Genomic DNA, 23,117 nt, shown 5'->3' on the forward strand with positions numbered 1-23,117 from the left:
ATTTGATTCCAAGGCTTTCATGAAGTGCTTGGTTCATGTCCACCTTTTACTATGAAAAATAGTGCGAAATCAGTATTTTTACCTCTTGCAAATCAATGGAACTAATTCGTATCGAGAAATAGAAAAGCTAGAATTGTGCTGAGTTGAAACGAGGGAATTTCCATAATTACCGTTTTAAAAGATGTATCAATTATATAGTCCTCCTGCTCACCTAAATAAAACCATAAGACATTTTTGGTTACTGGATGTTGATTCGGAAGAAAAGGCATTAACGGAATATATGTTCTCCTACCCTTATGTAAATTGGGTTTTTACTCTTGGGACACCCTATACGGTAAAGGATAATCAAATTGGTGCCATATCGATTAAGGACACCTGTATTTTGGGACCTCGTACTAATTTCGCCGAATATGTGCATCCTAAAGGGAATTTAACTTTTGGAGTCACTTTCCAATTTGGAAGTACATTCCCAATTTTTAAAGAAGAAACTCAGCTTCTGACCAATAAAACCTTCCTACAGGAAGAAATAATTCCAACTGCAAATTGGCTCACACCTTTATTTCAAGAAACCAACTTGAATTCATTTATCAATAAACTTTGCAAACAGATTGGGGAATTCAACTTTGATGTTGACCAAAGTGGTCGTTCCCTATGGAACAGGTTTATTGAGGCAATAGTAATTGGAAGGCATTTTTCCACTTCTGCTCTTCAACTATCCAAATTGCTTCGTGTAAGCCAAAGACATCTTCAACGTATTACAATGCGATATTCTGGACTTAGCCCTAAACAAGTCCAGTCGATGCTCCGCTGTAGACTTGCCTTAAAACAAATCCTAAAAACTGGAATAACCTCCGACTTTTTCTTTTTTGGTTTCTATGACCAAAACCATTTTGTCAAGGAAGTCAAAAAGTGGTCTGGTTTTACCCCTCGCAAACTGTTGTCCCTTATTGAGCATACAAAACACCCTAACCAGCGCCCTTATGGCACTATGCCGGAGTCTTATGTATAGTTTTAGCCTCCCGATGTATTCGTTCAAATTCCATCTGTAATTCCGTTTCAGAGAACGAGACTTTATTTTTCGGCCTACTCCTTTTTATCGGCAATAATTTGAATTTCAGTTTTTTATCCTTTCCGTCCGCAAAAGCAATAAACTCGCCCTGCTTTAATCGGAAGAAAATATCCGCTCTACGTTTGGGAACTTCCTTTTCACCTTTGGTAATTCTGGCATCCCATGAAAGTCCTGTTCCTTTGCTTATACTTTTGGTTGGATTCTTGACCAGTTCAAAAAAACGTTCATAATATTTGGCGGTATCAGGATCATTGACCTTCCCGAAAAATTGGTAGGACAGATTGCTCAAAATAGCTTTACTGGCTTTTTCCCCATAAAGCATATCATTTTGAATTTTGTCCTGCATGACATAAACCGTAGCGATATCATAGCTTCGCAAAGTTGCAGGAATACGATGCATATTGAGTAATTTGATTGTTGGGGCCTCTTCCATCAAGATAAAAGCAGCTTCCCGATTTCTAACGCTCATTTGTTTAACGACGGTGTGTACGACCATTGCTATGATAGGTGAATATACCGATTCATATTGTGGGTTGTTCACAATGGAAATGACCGCTTTGTTTTGAGGATTATTGATATCCAATGGCACTTCATCCGCAGACAATATCATGAATAGTTTTTGGGAACTGATTTTTTTAAAGGCATTTGCCAAGGTACTTTTAACCCCTGCGGTTTGCTTTTCAGATGCTATACCATTGAGAAATGCGCTTGCCATAGCCTTAGAGGTTAGATCTGAACTTAAAAAAGCAACCAACTTCTTTGTGTTCATTAATTGAAATAAAGCAATAAGATGGGGAAGTGTGCAATACTGTTGATGTGCTGTTTTCAATTTCCAAATCAAACCACTTAACAGACCTTCTACAGCGTCCGTAAAGAACTTATTGCTTCCAGTGGTTTCAGAAAGGTTTTGTTCCAACAAATTTTCAATCAACACCTTGGATACTTCATTGACACTTTCTTCATTCGGTAAATACCTTGGAGCAATGGGATTTACCCGGTAATGGATTTCATCAAACGCAATAGTATAGAATTTAACGTCTCCGTCCCGAAAAAGAGGGTATGCAATTTCAGTCAACTCAAAATCTTTATAATCATGTATAATACCACAAAAGTTATACTGACTAAAATGGTGAAGAAAATTACAAATAACACTTTCTGTCTTTCCGCTTCCCGCAGCTCCAATAATGGAAGCCCCTCTTTTAATGTTGTCTATTCGAAAGCTACCATTTTTTAATTTGAAATGAACCCTGTATTTTTTTTCTGCTTTTGTTGAACGCTCTTGGTAAAAGAACACATACAAAACAATGCCCATCAGTAATATTGGAATGATAATGTACAGAATGATATGTGCTATAGACATATTCATATACCAATAGAACTGGATTGTATGGCTCTATTCAAACCTCGCTTTATTTTCTTAATAGCTTTCAGCGTCAACTGTACTTTGTTTGTAGGGATGCTCATAATAGGGACACCAGATTTAGCAAGCATTTTATAGGCCATTGCCTTTTCATTCGTAGGAAGACCTGAAAGCATGGTAAAATATAATTGTGGATTTTTGAGCAACGTCTTTCTGGCTTTATAGGTTTCTACATAATTTCGTTTGTATTGAAATATCCTGTCAAACGTCTTTTCCGAAGCCGCAAAGAAACCGTCCCGATTAAAGCCTCTTTTTACGGACTTATTATGCATTGTTACTTCTGAAGCTTTGTGCTTGCTCCCTGGGGAAAGGCTTACAGAATTGCTGGCATCTTTGCGACTGACAATAATATGAATGTGGCTTTGCGCACCTTCTTTTGGCATACCTCTCACAATTCGTTTCCCATTTTGTTGATATGGTGCTTCCTTTTCCAATCTGTCAATTTTGCTTTGGATTTCTTTTATACTTCCAACTAATTTGCCTTCCTGAATCGCACGGATATCATGTTTCAGCTGGAGTATTTTGGTGGCATAAGGTTGGTTTTCCTCTATTTGTTTATCCGTTCCTTTATAGGTGCGCTCATATTCTATTTTTGCGTAATATTTAATATCGTTAACGGTTACTTTTTGTCCGTTGATTTCACGATTGAAAGCTTCCGCATAGTCCTTCATCAGTTCCCTTGTATATGCTTTTAAATCTATGCTATGGTTTTGCAATTGTTGAAGTTCCCGTTTACTTGGATTGATGGTAATGGAATAAAATTTAGGTTCTGTTTTTTTGAGTTTTGCAGTATTGCCGTCAATCTCCTTTATAACTTCGTTGCTTGTGATTTCTTCTCCATATTGATTGAAAAAATGCTCATGTTCATCCAAGGGCTTTCCTTCGTTTTCCTTTTCCAGATACGCCACGAAATCGGAAGCGCTCTGCGCATACTTGCCCTCTATTTTATGTGGTGTTATGGTAATGTACATGCTATACTTTTCCTTTAAGTTCTTCTAATGTTGCCCTATCCATTTCCACTTTAAAATATCCGTTTCCAAAATTGCCCCGTACATATCTTATTTTACTTAGGATTTGTCCCATCTCATGTTTTAGGGCATTGTAGTTCTCCTTGATGGTGAAGTATTCCGTTCGATAATAATCGAGTTCTTCATTTTCCGATATAAGGTCTGGGGTGTCAAAATCATAGATTTCCTCTTCTTTTTCGAGGTTGGTCGTTTCTTCAAATAAGGTTTGCAGCATGGTGGCCGTAGGCTTGGTCTGATACTTTTCAATGTTCTTTAGAATTGCAATAACAGCATTGATGCGTTTATTGGTCCGTTCATTCTTGACCCCCAAATTATCGCTTGGAGAAAGGTCGTTCCAGTCAAAAAAATTGAGCATGGCTTCCAATGCCTCCGTATTCGATTTGGAAATTTCTTTGGAAAATTTCCTGAACCTGATAGCCACTTTTTTCTTGACATTAATTGCCGAAAATTGATATTTTGAAAACCCTCCCATTCTTTTTGCTGTAAAAAAATGCCTGTTTATAGGAGTTTTGAGCCTATTTGCTGCAAACTCTAAAATCATCACATTTTCAAAAAATTACAATCAATTGATTTTCAATTATTTGAAAATTAAAAATACTTGTGACACCGCTTTGCGTGTTACCCTCTTGCTTCTCGATTTTGTCACGCTTGAGCGTGACAAAAATTTCGAACAACCTGACCAAAAAGCCTGTCTTGAGATTGTTAAAAAGTCGGTTGCTTTACTTAACGACTAGCCTTATAAATGTATCTAAATGAGATGTGAAATTGAAACGTAGATTGTTGTCAAATGACCTGTTTTAATGACGTTCCGTATGATTTTGAGAAATGGGGCAAAGTAGAAAGTCGGATTTTAAAAATCCCCATAAAAAAAGACCTCTGAAAATTCAAAGGTCTTGTATGATTTGTTTAAATATTCTTGTGTCTCTTCATCGAGATTTTTTTAATTCAAATACACCATTATAGTATTGAATTATCGGCAAAACTGTAATACTCTCCATTTGGCACAATAATCAAATGGTCTAGAACTTTGACATCAAAAAGAGCAGCTGCATTTTTAATTTTATTAGTGAGCTGAATATCCGCTTTGCTCGCTTCTAATTTTCCCGATGGATGATTGTGCGTTAAAATAATGGCAACCGATAAGGTTTTTAAAACTACGGCAAATAGTATTCTTAAATCAATCATGGTCGCCGTGATGCCCCCTCTTGAAAGTTCATATATCCCCTTTACTTTATTGCTATTGTTCAACAACAAAATCTTAAAGGATTCTTGTACACCTATGGTGTTTTTGTTCCAATGTTCAAAGAGTATTTCACTGGCATCTTGCGATGAATTTATTTTTTGCCAAAAAAGTGCTGGAACGCGCTCTTTGTAACTGATCTGTATTTCGTTAACTTTGTTCTTCATTGTTATTTCTTTTAAGATTGATAATGAAAAAGAGGGTGAGGCTTTTCACGGTATCACCCTCTTTCTTTTTTGACTTATCTACTTAATAGTAGAATTTCACTGGCTTCCACTTCAGTAACATAGCGTTGGTTTCCATCATCGGTGGTATATGTTCTTGTTTTCAACTTTCCCACAATCCCAATTTCTTTGCCTTTGCCAACATACTTTTCGATAATATCGGCTGTTTTGCCCCAAGCTACTACCGTATGCCAATTGGTATCGGTCTGCTTTTCGCCCAATGTATCTTTGTAATACTCATTGGTGGCTATAGAAAAACGGGCCACTTTTTTACCGCTTTCAAGGTTCGTAATAGTTGGTTCTTGCCCAACATTTCCAATTAACTGTACATGATTTTTAATAGTACTCATAAGAATAGATTTAAAGATTAATATTCATTTGTTCCCGCCTGAACGGACGGGCAGGTTAAAAGTGATTTACTTATTATATCCAGAGTGTTTTCCTTTTTTGATTTTTTAGTTCCACTTCCTTTTTGGAAATTTTGAGATGATTTCATAGTTCGATATTTTGATTTACTTCCCATAGAGCCTTCGTTGTTACCTTTTTTTGATGCCCCATGTGATTCAATGTTCAGGTTTGATAAGACGTATAAAAAAGAGCGAAGCATGAGCCTGGTTTATGCCGTAGTTCAAACCTGAATGTTGTTGTTTTGCTGACAAAAAAAGTGTGATACCGAAGAGCTCGGTAAGTGTGTCAAAAGACTACGGGAAGCTTAAAATGGAAGGAAGTGGAAGTAAATGAATTAATGGTTTTCCGAATTAGTGAAATTTAACTACTTTACTAATGTATTAACCTACTCATAACAATATTACTTATGCGGGCATTCGAGTTCCCTAAACAAGATTCAATTGACCGACTTCGAAATGTTGTTGAGTCTCCTAAAAAAGAAATAGAGTGGCCCAATGTGGTGGTAACCGCATCCTATAAAAACTATCAAAAATCGGTTTCTGAAAGTTCGTTCACTATTCTTGCCAACACTAAGGGAACCATAAAGTTATCGACCAGTAAAAGGTATATTAAAGTATGTGAACAAACTTTCTACATATCCAATCCCTTTGAATCCTTTCGCTATGAGATTGATTCAGAAGATTTGGTTGACACCTTTAACATACACATCAACTTCGATTTTTATACAAAGGCTCAATATGCGCTTTTGAATTCAAATGAAAAGCTTCTTGATACTCCTTATGAGCAAGATTCAAGTTATAAATACATCAATCAGCTACATTATAGAAATTCAAGTTTTAATGAAATAATTCAATCTTATTCCACCGAGAATGAAGCATCTTTTTTGATGGATATTTTAAAACACTCCTTAGTTATTGACCATAAAGAAAAAGGTAGAAGTTTTAACATACATGCAACAAAGAAATCGACTCGAAAAGAACTGGCCAAAAGAATGGTAGAAGCTAAAGATTACATCTATAGTAATTACAATGATTCGGAATTCTCCATAAAAAACGTATCCAAACTGGTATCCATGTCGCATTTTCATTTTTTAAGGGTTTTCAAAAACGTTTATGGTATATCTCCACATCAATACCTTAAACGAATCCGAATAGAGCGAGCAAAGTATTTACTCAATAATACAGACTTGCCCATCAGTAGAATAGCTTTTTCAGTTGGTTTTAAAGAATCTACAACGATATACCCTATTCTAAAAAATCACCTATCAACAACACCTCAGAAGTACAGAAAAAAATTTAGCAACTTTCAAAAGTCCTAAACGAAGCATCTGCATTTACATTTGGGAAAAATGTAAATATGAAGTTTCAACATATAAGAAATGCTACGGTAAAAATTGAATATGGCGGAAAGACTTGGCTTATAGACCCTTTTTTCGGAGAGGTCAATTGTTTACCACCCTTTGCAGGTAAATCGGCAAATCCTCTTGTCCCGCTACCAATGGACATAGAAGAAATTATAAGTGGTGTGGATTATGTCGCTATTACACATTTGCACCCCGACCATTTTGACAAACGAGCGCAAGAAACCATTCCCAAATCCATTCCATTTTTGGTGCAAAAGGAAGATTATGAAACTATTAGAGGATTCGGTTTTAAAAATGTTGATATCATCTATGACACAAAGACAATTGATAGTATCAAGATTTCAAGAGTAGATGCCCAGCATGGGGAAGGAGAAATTCTTAACGTTATGGGTTTCGTTTCGGGATATGTCTTCCAAACTACCCAAGAAGAAACCCTTTACATCACTGGAGATACTGTCTGGTGTGAGACCATCAAGAAAAATATGGATAGGTTTAATCCAAAAAACATTATCTGTAATGCCGGTGGAAATACTTTCATACCTGAATCCAATCCATTTAAAGAATATATCATCCTGGAGCGTACTCACAAGGTAATTATGGGAGAGGATGATGTATTAAAAATGTTAAACTATAAGAATGATTCAACCATTGTAACTGTCCATATTGGAGCTTTGGACCATGAAACGGTATCTCGAGATAGTTTAAGAAAATTTCTAGACACTAATGACGTAAATATGGAAAGGGTCATTATTCCTGAAGACGGTGAAACCGTTGATTTTTAGTGAAGTTTGATGATGCAGTACAATGATTATTCTTTGTGAATTCTTCGGATAGTTTAAGAAAAAAGTCAAGTGTAAATCTTAATAAAGATTATTGCCTGTAGACGTTTATTAACTCTCTTAAACATACTCAACTTTTAATTTGTTCTCCTCTATCAATTAAATTCCAAACAAATATATGTAGTTGACTACGTAATTTTATATATATTTGTAGTCAACTACATAAAAGCATTATGAGCTACTTGAAGAATTTACAGATTATTGGAGTAACGGCGCGAATCAAAAGAATCAGTGACACACTGATGCATGATGCACGGAGAGTATATGAATATCTGGAATTACCAATTGAACCGAACTGGCATCTTATTTTTCTATTGTTAAAGGAGCAGGAACAACTTTCTGTAACGGAAATATCCAAGGCTCTTGAATTTTCTCATCCATCAGTCATTACCATTATAAAGAAAATGAAGAAAGTCGGGTATGTAACAAGCAGAGTGCATACTAAGGACTCACGTAAGCAAATAATTGAACTCACAGAAAAAGCACATAAGGAATTGCCGAAACTACAAGCTGAATGGGACCAAATAAAAATCGCTGTCCGCGATATTTTCGATAATGAGTTCTTAGGGCAATTGGAGATAGTTGAAGAAAAAATGGAACAAAAAGGGTTGCTTTCGAGGGTAATTGAGATTAAAACAAACACAAATGATCAGAACTAAATATTCTAACTCCGCACATACAGGAAATCAGTCCTTAGAAAAAAATAGTTCTACTGTAAGGCAAAACGAGAATATGTATTTGATAAAAAACACAGAAGTAAAAGACTTTGAATTTATCTGTTGGATGTACGAAGAAGCCATAAAGTACCAAAAGAGAAATAATTATTTTGGATGGGAATCCATTGACAAAGAATATCTTAAAAAAGAAATAAAGAACGGATTGAACTACAAGTTGATACAAGAAGGTAACATTTTATGTGCTTGGGGAGTGGTTTTTTCGGACCCATTGATTTGGCGTGAAATGGAAAAGGGGACTTCCATTTACATGCATAGAGTAGTTGTAAATCCTAATTTTAAAGGGCAGAAACTTTTTCAAAAAGTATTAGAGTGGGCAATTGATTATTCGACGGAAAATGGTTTGACAACCATTAGAATAGATACTTGGACTGCTAATCCAGCAATTATTGAATTCTACGAGAAATATGGGTTTAAAGTTGTAGAAGAATATACCACAGGTGATACAAAAGATTTACCAATACAACATAGAAATTTAGATATTACTTTGTTGGAGTACTCAATAAGATAACAGCCCATTTAAACGAGGTCTTATGTTATTAATGGATAAAACGAAATATGATTGATGCGATTGGGTATATCGCAGTTATTACTGGATTATATGCAGTAACAAAAAAGCAAATGCTTCCTTTTAGGATATGGCATATTATTTCGTGTCTACTCTATATGGCTTATGGCTTTTTTAATCCTGCATATCCCGTATTGGTTTCAGGTTCATTATTTATAGTAATTCATGTATATAGTTTAAGAAAATCAAAAAGCTCAAAAAAGCACAGTCGCAATAGAAGTGTAAAAAACATTCTTTTAAAAAATGATTAATCAATTATTAAGTAGACTCCATAAACGTCTGTCGATTTTCCCAAAAAAATCGTTCCAAAGTGCGTTTCTTTAAAATAGTACTAACAAGAGCAAACGGCCCTGGCAACTTCTTCTAAAAAAACATTTTCTCATTTTTAGAGTGGTTATTTGAATCAGCTATCAATAAACACCAGGGCCATATTTTAGGGTAGCCGTCCGGTTCATCCACCAAATCACACTACCATCAAGTGAAAATGTATCTCATTGAACCTTAATTTTAGTTCAAAAGTGACCCATTAGGTGAGCATAAAATTCAAAAGGCTTGGGAGCTCCCAATCCAAGGGCTTTCTGAGATTAGGTTCTGGTCTTTATACATCCATAAAAAGTGTCCCGTAAAACGTGAATTATCGAAACAACTAAAAAAGACCAGAAATGGGAGACTTTGAAAACAGCATTGTATGATTGGCAATGTAGTCTCAAAAAACGGCCGTTTCAAAACACTGCATATTGAGGACAAATAAAAAAGGGGAAACAACACATGGTTTCCCCTTTTTGAAGTTAAGATGTACTTATGTCATTTCGCAAACACATCTTTGTCCAATGCCTCCTTGGTGTCGTTCAGATAGGACTTCATCCAATCTACCCAAACATTTTCTACGAAATCCTGAAGTTGCGGCAATACTTCTAGGGACTTAGCCCTGAAATTATAGTGCCATTTGATTTCCGTTCTGGGTCCTACAGGCCTGAACAAGAATTGCGCTACCGCCAGGTCTACCATATTCTTCAAATCAGCTGTAAAATCGGTCAATTGATAATCAAAGAGGTAAGGCCGTTGTATAAAGTTGATTTCTTCGCGTGCCTTGTCCGTTCCAAAATGTACCCAACGATATGCCCCTTTTTGACCCCAAGGCCCTTGCTGAATTTCATATCCGGTTACTTCGGGTTCTCCCTTTAAGAATTTGGTGATCACATCTTCTGCAACTGTAAAATCAAACACCGTTTCCACATTGTTTTCCACTGTTGCACTTACTGCTGCGGTAACCAATAAATTGGTTCCTTTTTCTATTAATAAATGACTCATGATAATATTTTTAAACTTTTAATATTGTTTTAGTGTTATTCCTGGATGACGCCCAACTGTTTCATCAAGCTTAGATCATCGGTTAACCCCCAGCGCTCTATGAGTTTTCCGTCCTTGATTCTGTAGAGGTGAAAGACTTCAAAAGCCACTTCTTTTCCTGTGGGTGGATTGCCCATAAGTTCCCCATTATTGGTGCCTGAAATAGTATCCCGTGCCATCACATAGTCTGCCTCGGCAATGACATGGTGGTAATCGGCCCTTACATCAGGAAAAATCTCAAAAAACTTTCCATAAAGCTCCCTAAAGACATCAGGCCCTTTTTTAGCTTCAAGGGGGAAGACTTCTTGATGGTTGATGAAATCCGGGTGCAATACCTCTTCCAGAATGTCGAGGTTTCTTTTGTTGAATGCCTCATCAATCAATCGCTTTAAAATTTGCTTGTTGTTTTCTACTGTAGTTTCCATTTTTATTTGTTTTTAACTGTTATTAAATGATTACAGTACAAATGTAGAATGGAAGGTCGCCCGCGTTTTGGGCAGTAGCTAAGGATGATTGTGCATTTTCTAAGTGTTCCTGAATTGAGACGGGGAAACACCTGTTTCTTTCTTAAAAAAACGACTGAACGTATTGATGTCACTGAAACCTAGATCATAGGCAATCTCAGTGACCGACAGGTTGGATTTATGTAGACTGGCCTTTGCCTCACTAGTGATCTTGGCGTTGATCCATTGTTTGACCGTTTTGCCGGTCTCGTTTTTTATGATACTACTGAAATAATTTGGATGTATATGTAACTCATCGGCAAATTCTTGTACGTTCCAAACATAGGTCTGCTTCTTATTGAGAACATCCAAAAAATGGTTGTTCAAAAGACTATTGAACTCTTGGACGATTTCCGCCGGGCGACCCTTGAGCTCGACTTTTGCCCTATGGGTTCTGAGCAGTCCCTTGGTCTTATAAAGTATCGTGAGTAATTGACTGGCCAGAATCTCTTTTTTATATACGTTGTTCCTTTTGTAATCCAGTAACAAAATGTTGAAAATCGACTTAAGCTCCTTAAAAAAATCATAAGGTAGGTACATCACCGGAACGCTTTCCTCCAAGAGAAACGTGAACTCTTCCGCGACCGGTTTGGCAACGTAAGGTTTTAAAAAATCCAGTGTGAATGTTAAGATATGGCCCTCCCACTTTTTATCGATGGCAAATGACTTAATATGTCCTGGATTCGTAAAGTAAAAAGACCGCTCCTTGAGTTCGAACCAATTATCGTCGATGGTGTAGTAGCCAGACCCTTTCTCGATAAGCAAAAAAGTAAAATAACCAGTCCTGAAAAGTGGTGATTTACGAAGACTGTCGTTCTGAAGAATATCTAAAGAATGGATAGTAAAATCCAAATCCTGTGGTATGGTGATTTCGAAGTGCTCAAAGTACTCAGATATGGAATCGTAGGTGATTATTTCGCTCAACTTACCAATATTTGTTTTCGAGTAAATTAATCAAAAACCGTAAGCAATTGGATTAATCCGCTACTTTAATTTCTAGTAACACTATACCAAGGTTTCCTGGAAATCCACTTGTTCTGCGAATGGAATTGTTACAGGTTCGGAATATGGCTTGCTGGGCAAAAAGCATCTCTTAAGCATGCTCTTTAAAAACATTTCCATGGAATTTGGATTCCCATATGATATCCAATGAACAGGCCTTGTCAAGGGAAATGATAAAAAGACATTTCTAAGAATATCCCAGTAAGCCCCAATTTATGAAATTCTTTATATCCGATAGTGGGTAAGGTCCTCTCGAAAAAGCACGGATAAAATTACCTGTTGATTCATTGACAAAAGCAAAAACTTCAAAAGTGACAAACTATGAAATGGTGTGTCTTAAGAATTAATTAACAAGTAAAAAATTACAATTCTCACGAATCCATTCATCGATCATACCACTTTTAACAACAGCTTATCGATGAATGACAACATTATATGGGCTGTTTGTCTTTATAAAGATATGTTTGAAAATTCTTACAAGTATTGTAATCTAAACATTGACCATTATGTTTCCATTGTCAGGTAAATTTAAGTTAATCTTTGTATTTTTCGTTGTTTTGATCGCTTCGGTTCAAAACAGTTTTGGGCAAAATTGCTCGGTCAACGCCGGGGTTCCCGAGACCATCTGTGAAAACGTTCCCTTTAACCTTTCGGGCTCCGCCACCGGTCTTGTACAAAGCGGGCCGACCTGGTCCCAGGTAGCGGGTCCCTCAGTGATCATAGCGGACCCTTCAGATCTCAACACAGCGATCAATGGATTGATAGGGGGAAATGTCTATACCTTTAGGCTGACGGCAACCTGTACCGATGGGACCACCCAGTTCCAAGATGTAGATATCACTGTGGAGCCCATTACCATTGCGGATGCCGGGCAAGATGTGGCCTCATGTCCCGACAGTACGGGAAACATATCGATCATTGCAAATACCCCACTCAATCCGGGTGAAACAGGCCTTTGGACCATTGATGGGGGAAACAGTGCCGGTGTCACCATAAATTTCCCCAACTCCCCGACATCCACTATAACATTGCCGGAAGGGAGTGCAGGTACCACCACGTTGAGGTGGACCATTACGGGACCGGACTATGCTCCGGGACAAAACTGTGAGTCCTTTGATACCATGACCGTGACCAACTTTGGGGGTGAACAGCCAGTGGATGCGGGCGCTGACCAAAATCTGGACAATTGTTATACCGTGACCCAGTCGACAATCCTTGATGGCAGTTTTGGCGGGAACAATATCAACGGTCAGGTCGGTACATGGTCCTTTGTAAGTGGGCCCAGTACACCAAATTTTTCAAACGTCAACAATAATAGGTCCACAGTTTCCAATCTCATCGAGGGAACCTATGTGCTGCGCTGGACCGTGGTAGGTCCCTGTGCTTCCGGTCAGGATACGGTCACCATTACCGTGGACGAGGCAACCCAGGATATTTCCAATGCGAGTACCCAGGATGGCACGATACGTTTTTGTGATCCCGGTATAACCACGGCGACCTTGGTAGGGTCCCAGCCCCAGTTTTCAGGGGAAACCGTACAATGGACACAGACCTCAGGGCCGGCGGCCAGTATTTTAAACCCATCCAACAGCACCACACAGGTTTCTGGATTGGATGGCAGCAGTACGTATGTGTTCACCTATACCATCACCAACGCCACCACAGGATGTGATGATTCAGCGAGCACTACAATACGATATTCGACCAATCCGATAACCATAACGGCCAACGGTGGTAGCGATATCATTGCCGCATGTGGCCAAACGGAAGTGGATATTCCCTTTACAACTACCGGCAATGGTTCCAATACCTTCGCCATCGTGAGCGGCCCCGCTTCATCCACTTTGGTCAATTCCAACAATTTTCAAAACACCGGAAGTACCCCTTTGAACATCGATTTTGATGTCGAGGGCACCTATACCGTTTTGTTCCGAAGAGCGGTGAGCGGATCGGTACAGACAGGATGCGATGAAGCTACCGATGCCATCAATGTTACGATTTCACTTACCCCGACAAGCGCCAATGCCGGTACGGGACAGGTATTGGCCTGTAACGTGACCACAACCTCTTTAACTGGAAATACAGTGGCCACCGGTAGTTCATTATGGTCACAGTTAAGTGGCCCGAACACCGCTACCATAGATGATCCATTTGACCAGACCACCGGTATATCAGGATTGGTACCTGGGATATATGAATTTCAATATGGCATTTCCGGTGGAAACGTATGTGCTCCTTCTGCGGAGGCTACCGTTACGGTAGAAGTCTCTTCGGATGCACCGATTGTCGTCGATGCCGGACCCGACCAAGGTTTGGTCTGTTTTGGGGCCCCGGTCCAAATGGCGGGGGACGTTCCCACAAACAATTTGGTGGGAACTTGGACAGTCGACAGTGCTCCCATAGGGGCCAGTATTGTCTTTTCCGACGCAAACGATCCCAATACCCTGGTCTCCGGATTGGATGACGCCAACGAGACATATGTTCTTAGATGGACCATAGAAAATCCCAATGACAATACTTGTCCGGCCCCCGGGTCGGATACGGTAACGGTCACCACCAGTGGAACCTCGGGCCCGACCTTGGCGGATGCCGGAAGTGACCAATGTCTGGCCACGGGCACAACGGTGGTCAATTTGGCTGGAAATGCGCCTCAGGCCGGCGAAACGGGCCTTTGGACCGCTGTCCCTGCAACAGGAATTTCATTTACCGATGCCACATTGTTCAATACTACGGCCAACATTGCCGTTGAACAAAGTTATGTCCTTACATGGACCATTTCCAAGGCAGGGTGCCAATCCACCTTTGATGATGTGGAGATCACCATTGGCGTTCCAGCCTCGGCAGATGCCGGACCGGACCAAGCGGCATGTTCCGATACCTTTACCATGGCGGCCACCAGTTCCACAGGTAGCGGGCAATGGACACAAGTATCCGGACCGGGTGGGTTCACCATCGATGATGACACGAGCCCCACGGCACAGTTCACCTTTGGATTCTCTGGACAGTACATTTTTGAATGGACCGTTGATAATGGAAGCTGTTCCACCGATTCGGACCAAGTGACCCTGTCCGTAGGAATCCCGCCCACAACGGCCTCGGTCGGAGCCGATCAAACAATCTGCAACGCTACCAATACCGTCTTGTCTGGAAACGCTTTTGATGCCAATGTGGAGACCGGGTTTTGGACACTGCTTTCCGGTGCCCCAAATACCCCGACCATTGCGGATGTGAACGATTCCAATACCAACGTTACCAATTTGGTCGCTGGTTCGTATACCTTTAGATGGACCATAGTAGGAGATAGCAACTGTCCCACCACATTTGCAGACTTGGACGTTGATGTCTTTGTTCCTGCGGATGCGGGACCGGACCTGAACTTCTGTGAAACAACAAATTTTTTGCTTGAGGCCACTTTTGGATCTACAGGAACTTGGACCCAAACTGCCAATGGTGCTCCGGCAGCAACAATAAACCAAAATCCTGCCAATAGCAATGTGGCGGAAGTGACCATCACCCCCGGAAACACCTATATATTTAGGTTCACAACGGATTATGGAGGTTCATGTACTTCTACTTTTGATGAAGTTACCGTAGTATCCAGTACAGCTCCGTCAGTAGATCCAGATGCAGGTCTGGACCAAATACTTTGTCAGGGCGACCTTGCCGTTCCCGATCAGACTACGTTGGCGGGAAATACCGCCCCAGTGGATGTTACCAATGCGGAATGGCGGTTTGCCGAACAACCTTCAGGGAGTGCCGCCACCATAGATTCGCCGAATAGCCCTACCTCTACTTTATCGGGTCTTTCGGTTCCCGGTATCTATATTTTGGAATGGAACTTTGAATCGGGCAACTGTGCCAATACCGCCGATGTTGTCCGTATAGAGGTCTTTGAAGCACCATCAACGGCCGACGCTGGTGCGGACCAACCGGGCGCCTGTCAATTGGACGTGCAGATGAACGCAACGGCCCCAACAGTAGGTATAGGTACCTGGACGTTCTCAACAGACCCCTCAGGGGGAGCTGCGGTTATAGATAGCCCGAACTCCCCGACCACGACTTTATCGAATATCACTGTTTTGGGAACTTACCAGCTCACCTGGACCGTTACCAATGGAACCACTTTTACATCACCCTCACTTTGTGCACCGTCCACGGATACTGTGGATATCACTTTTACAGCTGATCCACCTTCAGAGCCAGATGCCGGTCCCGACCAACAGTTCTGTGATGCAACCCAGACCAATTTAGATGCGGTCGCCTTGAACACGGGCACGGGCAATTGGTCCCAAACAGCGGGTCCGGGTGTAACGGACCCTGGAACGGCAGCAAACATTACTTCGGCCAACAACCCCAGTTCGTTGGTCTTGGATTTGGAACCGGGCATATATGAATTTACATGGACCGCGACCAATGGAGGTTGTTCCCTTACCGATACCATGGAAGTTGAAATTATTTCGCAACCCGTTACCGCAGAAGCCGGTCCCGATCAAAATCTGCAACAATTTGCACCGGTCACCTTAGGTGCAACAACACCAACGGTCGGTTCAGGAACCTGGACACAGCTTTCGGGACCCACTACCGCATCTTTTATCGATGATACCGACCCAACAACAGATGTTATCGGCACAGATGTTGGAACTTATGAGTTTCAATGGACAGTTTCGAACGGAATCTGTACGGACGAGAGTGATACGGTCACAATCACCATTGACGGCTTGGCCGATCTGGAACTTACAAAAACGGTTAGTCCCACAACAGCTAATCCCGGGGATACGGTAACATTTACCATTTCGTTATTCAATGATGATGTCTCTGCGGGCTCTGATGCTACAGGTATTGCTGTCAGGGATGTAATCCCGGATGGGTATACCTTGGTTCTGGGGACCGTCAGTAACGATGGGGTGTACAATCCAGGTAATTTTACCATTGATTGGTCCAATCTTTCCGTCACCAATGGAAACACCTTGAACCTGACCTTTGATGCCACGGTCAATGGAAGTGGAAATTATAACAATTCTGCGGAGATTACGGGCAGTGATCAATTTGACCCTGATTCCACACCAAATAACGATATTGCTTCAGAGGATGACCAGGACACTGCGGGCATCACCATTCAATCCGCGGACTTGAGCCTGAACAAAACAGTACTCCCTACCACTGTAAGTGTTGGGGAAACGGTGACCTTTACCCTGGAGGTCTCCAATGGTGGAGCGAACGGTGCAACAGGGGTAAGCCTTGTCGATATGGTCCCTTCGGGATACACCATCGCGACCATAAACAATGGGGGCGTACAGTCCGGAAACACCATCACATGGTCCGGGCTATCGGTGACCAACGGTGGCTCTTTTTTCGTAAGCTTCACCGCCACACTGAACGCACCGACCGGTGCAACGAACGAATATCTGAACACGGCACAGGTCACCGCAAGCGACCAGAACGACCCCGATAGCTCCATAAACAACGATGACGGGGACCAGAGCGAGGACGATGAGGACAGTGCACAGGTATCCCTTGAACAGATCGACCTGGAACTGAGCATCAACAATTCAAGCCCCAACGGAAATGAGGGCGATACCGTAAACTATACCGTCTCGGTATTCAACGACGATGCCGTAGAGACCGGTGACGGGACCGGGATAGAAGTTGTGGTCCAAGTGCCTTCCGGAATGGACATTGTTGCGGGAAGCATCACCAATGGTGGTGTGTACAACCCGGGCAGCGGTACCATCACCTGGAGCGGTCTGGATGTGGCCAATGGCGCGACCCTGGACCTTGACTACCAGGTGACCATCAACGATAGTGGCAGTTATGCGACAACAGGGGAGATCACCGCGTCCGACCTTCCGGATTCCGACAGTACCCCCGATAACGATGACGGGGACCAGAGCGAGGACGATGAGGACAGTGCCGCATTTGCACTACAGTCCGCAGACCTTAGTTTGGACAAGACCGTACTTCCCTCCACAGCAAGTGTTGGGGAAACGGTGACCTTTACCCTGGAGGTCTCCAATGGTGGAGCGAACGGTGCAACAGGGGTAAGCCTTGTCGATGTGGTCCCTTCGGGATACACCATCGCGACCATAAACAATGGGGGCGTACAGTCCGGAAACACCATCACATGGTCCGGGCTATCGGTGACCAACGGTGGCTCTTCTTCCGTAAGCTTCACCGCCACACTGAACGCACCGACCGGTGCAACGAACGAATATCTGAACACGGCACAGGTCACCGCAAGCGACCAGAACGACCCCGATAGCTCCATAAACAACGATGACGGGGACCAGAGCGAGGACGATGAGGACAGTGCACAGGTATCCCTTGAACAGATCGACCTGGAACTGAGCATCAACAATTCAAGCCCCAACGGAAATGAGGGCGATACCGTAAACTATACCGTCTCGGTATTCAACGACGATGCCGTAGAGACCGGTGACGGGACCGGGATAGAAGTTGTGGTCCAAGTGCCTTCCGGAATGGACATTGTTGCGGGAAGCATCACCAATGGTGGTGTGTACAACCCGGGCAGTGGAACCATTACCTGGAGCGGTCTGGATGTGGCCAATGGCGCGACCCTGGACCTTGACTATCAGGTGACCATCAACGATAGTGGCAGTTATGCGACAACAGGGGAGATCACCGCGTCCGACCTTCCGGATTCCGACAGTACCCCCGATAACGATGACGGGGACCAGAGCGAGGACGATGAGGACAGTGCCGCATTTGCACTACAGTCCGCAGACCTTAGTCTTGTCAAAGATATTTCCGTGGCATCCAGTGCCACTCCCAATGTTGGGGATACGGTCACCTTCGAACTGACGGTGACCAATGCCGGACCGAATACAGCGACCAATATTGTCCTGGAAGATGAAGTACCCTCGGGATTGGATTTGACCACGATAAACAATGGGGGTACGGCCATTGCAGGAACTTTTTTAAGTTGGAACATTGCCTCCCTTCCGGTCGGTAGTACCACCGTTTCATATCAAGTAACGGTCAACGTACCCAATGGGTTCCCCGACGAATATTTGAACATTGCCGAGATCGCGGCCAGTGAACAAAACGACCCGGACAGTGAACCCTTCAATGATGACGGTGACCAGAGCGAGGACGACGAGGATTTCTTTGTAATTGAACCGCAGGTCATTGACTTGGAACTGGACATCAATGTAAGTGATTCAAATCCCAATGTCGGGGACGTGGTGACCTTTACCGTTGACATAAGCAATTTGGGCGATGTGTCCGCCACAGGGGTTTCCATACAGGATGTATTGCCTCCCGGATTTGGAAACATAACCGGAATCAGCAATGGTGGCCTTCTTGGCGGTGGGGCAATCAACTGGTCAGGTCTTACCGTACCGGTTGGCAACAATGCCCTCACCTTGACGTTCGATGCGGAAGTACTGGAACCCACGGGCACCTCTGGCGAGTATGTGCACCAGGTCCAGGTAACGGCGGCCGATCAACTTGATACGGACAGTACACCCAATAACGACAATGGGGACCAGAGCGAGGACGATGAGGATGCCATATCCATAGTTCCACAACAAGCAGACCTGAGTTTGTCCAAATCTGTCAACGATACAACACCAGATGTCGGGGACACGGTCACGTTCACCTTGACAATGACCAACCTTGGGCCCAACGTGGCCACGGGAGTGGCATTGGAGGACATTCTTCCGAGTGGATATACCTTGACCACAGTGAATAATGGAGGTTCCTTGTTTGGGAACACGGCATCGTGGGCTGGGTTGACCGTACTTGCCAATGGCGGAAGTACGTCGGTAACCTATCAGGCAACGGTGAACGCACCAACAGGTGCACCCAATGAATATGTGAACAGTGCCCAGATCACGGCAAGTGACCAATTTGACCCGGACAGTGATCCAACCACCGACAATACCGTTGATGAAGATGGAAATGGTGATGGGGATGATGATGATGAGACCACATTGGAGGTCTTTCCGAACATTGGAGATCTGGAGCTGACCAAAATAGTTGTTGATGGCGATACCACACCTTTGGTGGGCAGCGAGATCAGCTTTGAAATTACGGTATTCAACGTGGGAAGTGTGGACGCTGACAATGTAGTAGTGGAAGACCTGCTCCCTTCGGGATACGATTTTGTCCTGTACAGTGCCACCTCGGGAATTTATAATGAAAATACAGGTATTTGGCAGGTAGGAGACGTTTCAGCCGGGGGTACCGAAACTTTGGTAATCGATGTTCTGGTCAATCCCACAGGTAACTACACCAACGTGGCCGAAATTATTGCAACGGACATTTTTGATGTGGATTCCACTCCCAACAACAATATTTTGGCCGAGGACGACCAAGATGATGTTGTGGTGACACCCATACAGGTGGCGGACCTTGCCCTGACGAAGTCAGTGGACACCACTACACCTGATGTCAATGACAATGTGGTTTTTACCCTAACGGTTACCAACGAAGGCCCCAGCGAAGCTACGGGAATACAGGTCTTGGACCAATTGCCCTCGGGCTTTGCGTATGTGTCCGATGATGGCGGGGGAGCCTATGTTTCCGGAACCGGGATATGGAGTATTGCAAGTTTGGCCAATGGGAACAGCGCAATCCTGAACATTACGGTTTCAGTCAATACTACCGGGGACTATGTTAATGTCGCGGAAGTTATTGCCCATGACCAATTGGACCAGGATTCCACTCCGAACAATACCACACCATCCGAAGATGACCAAGATGAAGTGGTGGTCACTCCACGCCAACTTGTGGATGTATCCGTCACCAAAACAGCCGATACGAATACTCCAAACATAGGGGGCAACATCAACTTTACGGTCACCGTGACCAATGATGGCCCAAGTGATGCCACCACGGTTGTAGTGACCGATCTGTTGGCATCCGGCTATGAATTTGTTTCGGCGATACCATCTGTGGGTACTTACGAACCGCTCAATGGTTCATGGACGGTAGGAAACCTTCCCAATGGCACTTTTGAGACCATCACCATCCAGGCAACGGTCCTGCCCAATGGGATTTATACCAATACCGCGGAACTGACCGATCTAAATGAAGATGATATTGATTCCCTTCCAGCCAACAATGATGATACGGAGGATGACCAGGCAACTATTGAGCCAACCCCTGTCCTAGTATCGGACCTTGATCTTGTAAAGACTGTGGACAATACCACACCTTTGGTCGGCGACGAAGTGGAATTTACCATTGATGTTACCAACAGTGGACCAAGTGAGACTTCGGGCGTAATCGTACAAGACTTGCTACCTAGCGGTTATAGGTATATTTCAAACACAGCAACAGCGGGGAACTATGATCAAAATACAGGAGCTTGGCAATTGAATGGAAGCTTATCCAATGGGACAACGGAAACGCTTAAAATAAAGGCAACTGTAAACCCGACGGGAGTTTATATAAATAGTGCGGAAATAACCAATTCCGATAACCTTGATCCGGATTCTGTTCCTGGAAACGGGATTTTTGCAGAAGATGATTATGACGAGGCAGCTACTGTCCCAATTCCCTTGGCCGATGTTTCCTTGACCAAAACAGTGGACAATGAGTTTCCGGATGTTTCGGATCAAATCACCTTTACACTGAATTTGAGAAATGATGGCCCAAGCGAGGCAACCGGAATCCTGGTATTGGACCAGCTCCCGACAGGATATAATTATGTATCGCATACCGGGGCGGGCACCTATGACCCTACAAGTGGCATCTGGGATGTGGCAAGTTTAGCGGCCAATACCGATACTGCTTTGGATATCACAGTGGGCATTAATACAACCGGTAGCTATGCAAATAAGGCGGAATTGATCGCGATCAATGAGTCGGACCCGAACTCGACCCCAAATAACAATAATCCTAATGAAGATGATCAGGATGGGCAAGTGACCCTACCTCGTGTTATCACAGATATTTCTGTGGTGAAAACAGCGGATAACCTCGCTCCATCAGTGGGTACCAATATCACATTTACCGTGGCCATTACCAATAACGGTCCAAGTGATGCCACGGGATTGGTAATCGAGGATATTTTGGCCAGTGGTTATGATTTCGTAAGCGCGACCACTTCCGTTGGGGCCTATGACGAGATCATTGGCTCTTGGGATATTGCCTCTCTTCCAAATGGCACGACAGAGACTTTGGTGATCGTTGCAACGGTATTGTCCAATGGAGAGTACAGCAATACAGCGGAGTTGATTGCCCTGGACACCTTCGATCCTGATTCTTCACCCGATAACAACCTAAACTCTGAGGACGATCAGGATACAGTGAATCCGGAACCAACAGGCTTGGCCGATCTTTCCATCACCAAAATAGTTGATGATATGGAACCAAATGTTGGTGATGTGATCGAGTTCACAATCAATTTGACCAACAGTGGCGATAGCAACGCCTCCGGTGTTGTGGTCAGTGAGCTCTTGCCGATAGGGTTTACTTATGAGGCCCACACGGCCACGGCGGGCACCTATGATGAAATTACGGGTGTTTGGAATACCAATGGGGTCATCCCAAATGGTACTACTGAGACCTTGGTCATCCTGGCCCGGGTAAATGTACCAACTGGGACCGACGGGGAATATACAAATCGAGTCCATATCACGGCCAGTAACCAAGCCGACCCAGACAGTGATGCTACATCGGATTTTGATGCGGACGACCTTGCGGATGGGATTCCCGATGATGATGAGGCAAGTATAACAATTATACCACAATCGGTAGACATTGCTTTGGCAAAAACCGTTGACAATGCAAGGCCAAATATTGGGAATGAAATCAACTTTACCATTTCAGCGACCAATAACGGTACATTGCCGGCAACCAACATCGGTATCGAGGAGCAATTGCCCAGTGGATATCGATTTATCAACGCCAACGCCACCTTAGGTACTTACGATGCATCTGAAGGCTTCTGGGAAATTGACACCCTAAATGGAGGTGAGACGGCTACATTGACCTTAACGGTGGAAGTATTGGATATTGAGGATTACCTCAATGTGGCCCAACTGGCCTTTGTGGACCAGTTCGATATGGATACCGCCAACGATTCGGATACTGCATCCATCGAACCGACCTGTCTGGTATTCTACAATGAGTTCTCACCAAATGGGGACGGGGTAAACGAGACCTTTGAGATCGATTGTATTTCAAGGTACCCCAACAATAACTTGAAAATCTACAATAGATGGGGCAATCTGGTATTCCAGGCCCAGGGATATAGCAATGAGTTCGCTGGAATTTCCAACGGACGGGCGGTCATCCAGAAGGAAGAGTTCCTGCCAGTGGGCACTTACTATTACATTTTAGACCTGGGCGATGGTTCACAGCCCATTGCGGACTGGCTATACATCAATCGTTAATATGAT

16 protein-coding genes are annotated in these 23,117 nt (G+C 43.0%); 7 read left to right on the forward strand and 9 right to left on the reverse strand.

The features are described 5' to 3' along the window. Positions 1–181 precede the first annotated feature (181 nt). Entirely contained in the window at positions 182–1,009 is an 828-nt protein-coding gene (locus ACOKFD_RS07510; protein ID WP_422860669.1) for a DUF6597 domain-containing transcriptional factor, read from the forward strand. Here ACOKFD_RS07510 and ACOKFD_RS07515 read toward each other — a convergent pair. The 6 genes from ACOKFD_RS07515 to ACOKFD_RS07540 form a co-directional block, all read right to left on the reverse strand. Continuing rightward, a complete protein-coding gene (locus tag ACOKFD_RS07515) occupies positions 987–2,429 on the reverse strand; it encodes a type IV secretory system conjugative DNA transfer family protein (RefSeq protein WP_422860670.1) in 1,443 nt (480 codons plus the stop codon). The genes ACOKFD_RS07510 and ACOKFD_RS07515 overlap by 23 nt on opposite strands. Positions 2,430–2,431: 2 nt before the next feature. Next, positions 2,432–3,460, reverse strand: coding sequence for a MobB family relaxase (gene mobB / locus ACOKFD_RS07520; RefSeq protein WP_422860671.1), 1,029 nt, complete (start codon positions 3,458–3,460; stop codon positions 2,432–2,434). Position 3,461: 1 nt separating this feature from the next. Continuing rightward, positions 3,462–4,058 carry a BfmA/BtgA family mobilization protein gene (locus tag ACOKFD_RS07525; protein ID WP_422860672.1) on the reverse strand — a complete coding sequence of 199 codons (597 nt, stop codon included), beginning with the start codon at positions 4,056–4,058 and terminating at the stop codon, positions 3,462–3,464. A gap of 416 nt (positions 4,059–4,474) precedes the next feature. Next, the gene (locus tag ACOKFD_RS07530; RefSeq protein WP_422860673.1) at positions 4,475–4,924 is read right to left on the reverse strand and encodes a JAB domain-containing protein; all 450 of its coding nucleotides are present in this window, start codon (positions 4,922–4,924) and stop codon (positions 4,475–4,477) included. Positions 4,925–4,998: 74 nt separating this feature from the next. Further along, positions 4,999–5,331 (reverse strand): single-stranded DNA-binding protein, encoded by a 333-nt coding sequence (locus tag ACOKFD_RS07535; protein ID WP_213831354.1) that lies wholly within the window; start codon positions 5,329–5,331, stop codon positions 4,999–5,001. A 17-nt stretch (positions 5,332–5,348) separates the two neighbouring features. Further along, positions 5,349–5,477 carry a hypothetical protein gene (locus ACOKFD_RS07540; RefSeq protein WP_422860674.1) on the reverse strand — a complete coding sequence of 43 codons (129 nt, stop codon included), beginning with the start codon at positions 5,475–5,477 and terminating at the stop codon, positions 5,349–5,351. A 318-nt stretch (positions 5,478–5,795) separates the two neighbouring features. Between ACOKFD_RS07540 and ACOKFD_RS07545 the strand changes: the two genes are divergently transcribed. The 5 genes from ACOKFD_RS07545 (at position 5,796) to ACOKFD_RS07565 (ending at position 9,144) form a co-directional block, all read left to right on the forward strand. Continuing rightward, on the forward strand, positions 5,796–6,707 hold the full coding sequence (locus ACOKFD_RS07545) for a helix-turn-helix domain-containing protein (protein WP_422860675.1): 912 nt from the start codon (positions 5,796–5,798) through the stop codon (positions 6,705–6,707). Between the two features lie 38 nt (positions 6,708–6,745). Beyond that, the gene (locus tag ACOKFD_RS07550; RefSeq protein WP_422860676.1) at positions 6,746–7,534 is read left to right on the forward strand and encodes an MBL fold metallo-hydrolase; all 789 of its coding nucleotides are present in this window, start codon (positions 6,746–6,748) and stop codon (positions 7,532–7,534) included. Positions 7,535–7,764: 230 nt separating this feature from the next. Beyond that, on the forward strand, positions 7,765–8,250 hold the full coding sequence (locus tag ACOKFD_RS07555; RefSeq protein WP_422860677.1) for a MarR family winged helix-turn-helix transcriptional regulator: 486 nt from the start codon (positions 7,765–7,767) through the stop codon (positions 8,248–8,250). After that, positions 8,237–8,836: a GNAT family N-acetyltransferase gene (locus tag ACOKFD_RS07560; protein WP_422860678.1), complete on the forward strand. Its 600-nt coding sequence runs from the start codon at positions 8,237–8,239 to the stop codon at positions 8,834–8,836. The genes ACOKFD_RS07555 and ACOKFD_RS07560 overlap by 14 nt, the downstream gene beginning before the upstream one ends. Positions 8,837–8,883: 47 nt before the next feature. Next, positions 8,884–9,144, forward strand: coding sequence for a YgjV family protein (locus ACOKFD_RS07565; RefSeq protein WP_422860679.1), 261 nt, complete (start codon positions 8,884–8,886; stop codon positions 9,142–9,144). Between the two features lie 553 nt (positions 9,145–9,697). Here the strand turns inward: ACOKFD_RS07565 and ACOKFD_RS07570 are convergent. From ACOKFD_RS07570 to ACOKFD_RS07580, 3 genes are all read right to left on the reverse strand, one after another. Next, positions 9,698–10,204 (reverse strand): hypothetical protein, encoded by a 507-nt coding sequence (locus ACOKFD_RS07570; protein WP_422860680.1) that lies wholly within the window; start codon positions 10,202–10,204, stop codon positions 9,698–9,700. Between the two features lie 35 nt (positions 10,205–10,239). Beyond that, positions 10,240–10,668, reverse strand: coding sequence for an ester cyclase (locus ACOKFD_RS07575; RefSeq protein WP_422860681.1), 429 nt, complete (start codon positions 10,666–10,668; stop codon positions 10,240–10,242). Between the two features lie 99 nt (positions 10,669–10,767). After that, positions 10,768–11,670, reverse strand: coding sequence for an AraC family transcriptional regulator (locus tag ACOKFD_RS07580; RefSeq protein WP_422860682.1), 903 nt, complete (start codon positions 11,668–11,670; stop codon positions 10,768–10,770). Between the two features lie 584 nt (positions 11,671–12,254). On the opposite strand from ACOKFD_RS07580, the gene ACOKFD_RS07585 reads away from it, so the two are divergent. Continuing rightward, positions 12,255–23,111: a PKD domain-containing protein gene (locus ACOKFD_RS07585; protein ID WP_422860683.1), complete on the forward strand. Its 10,857-nt coding sequence runs from the start codon at positions 12,255–12,257 to the stop codon at positions 23,109–23,111. Positions 23,112–23,117: the final 6 nt, after the last annotated feature.

It is taken from the genome of Flagellimonas ulvae (assembly GCF_049333175.1).
In the GTDB taxonomy this organism is placed as follows: Bacteria; Bacteroidota; Bacteroidia; order Flavobacteriales; family Flavobacteriaceae; genus Flagellimonas.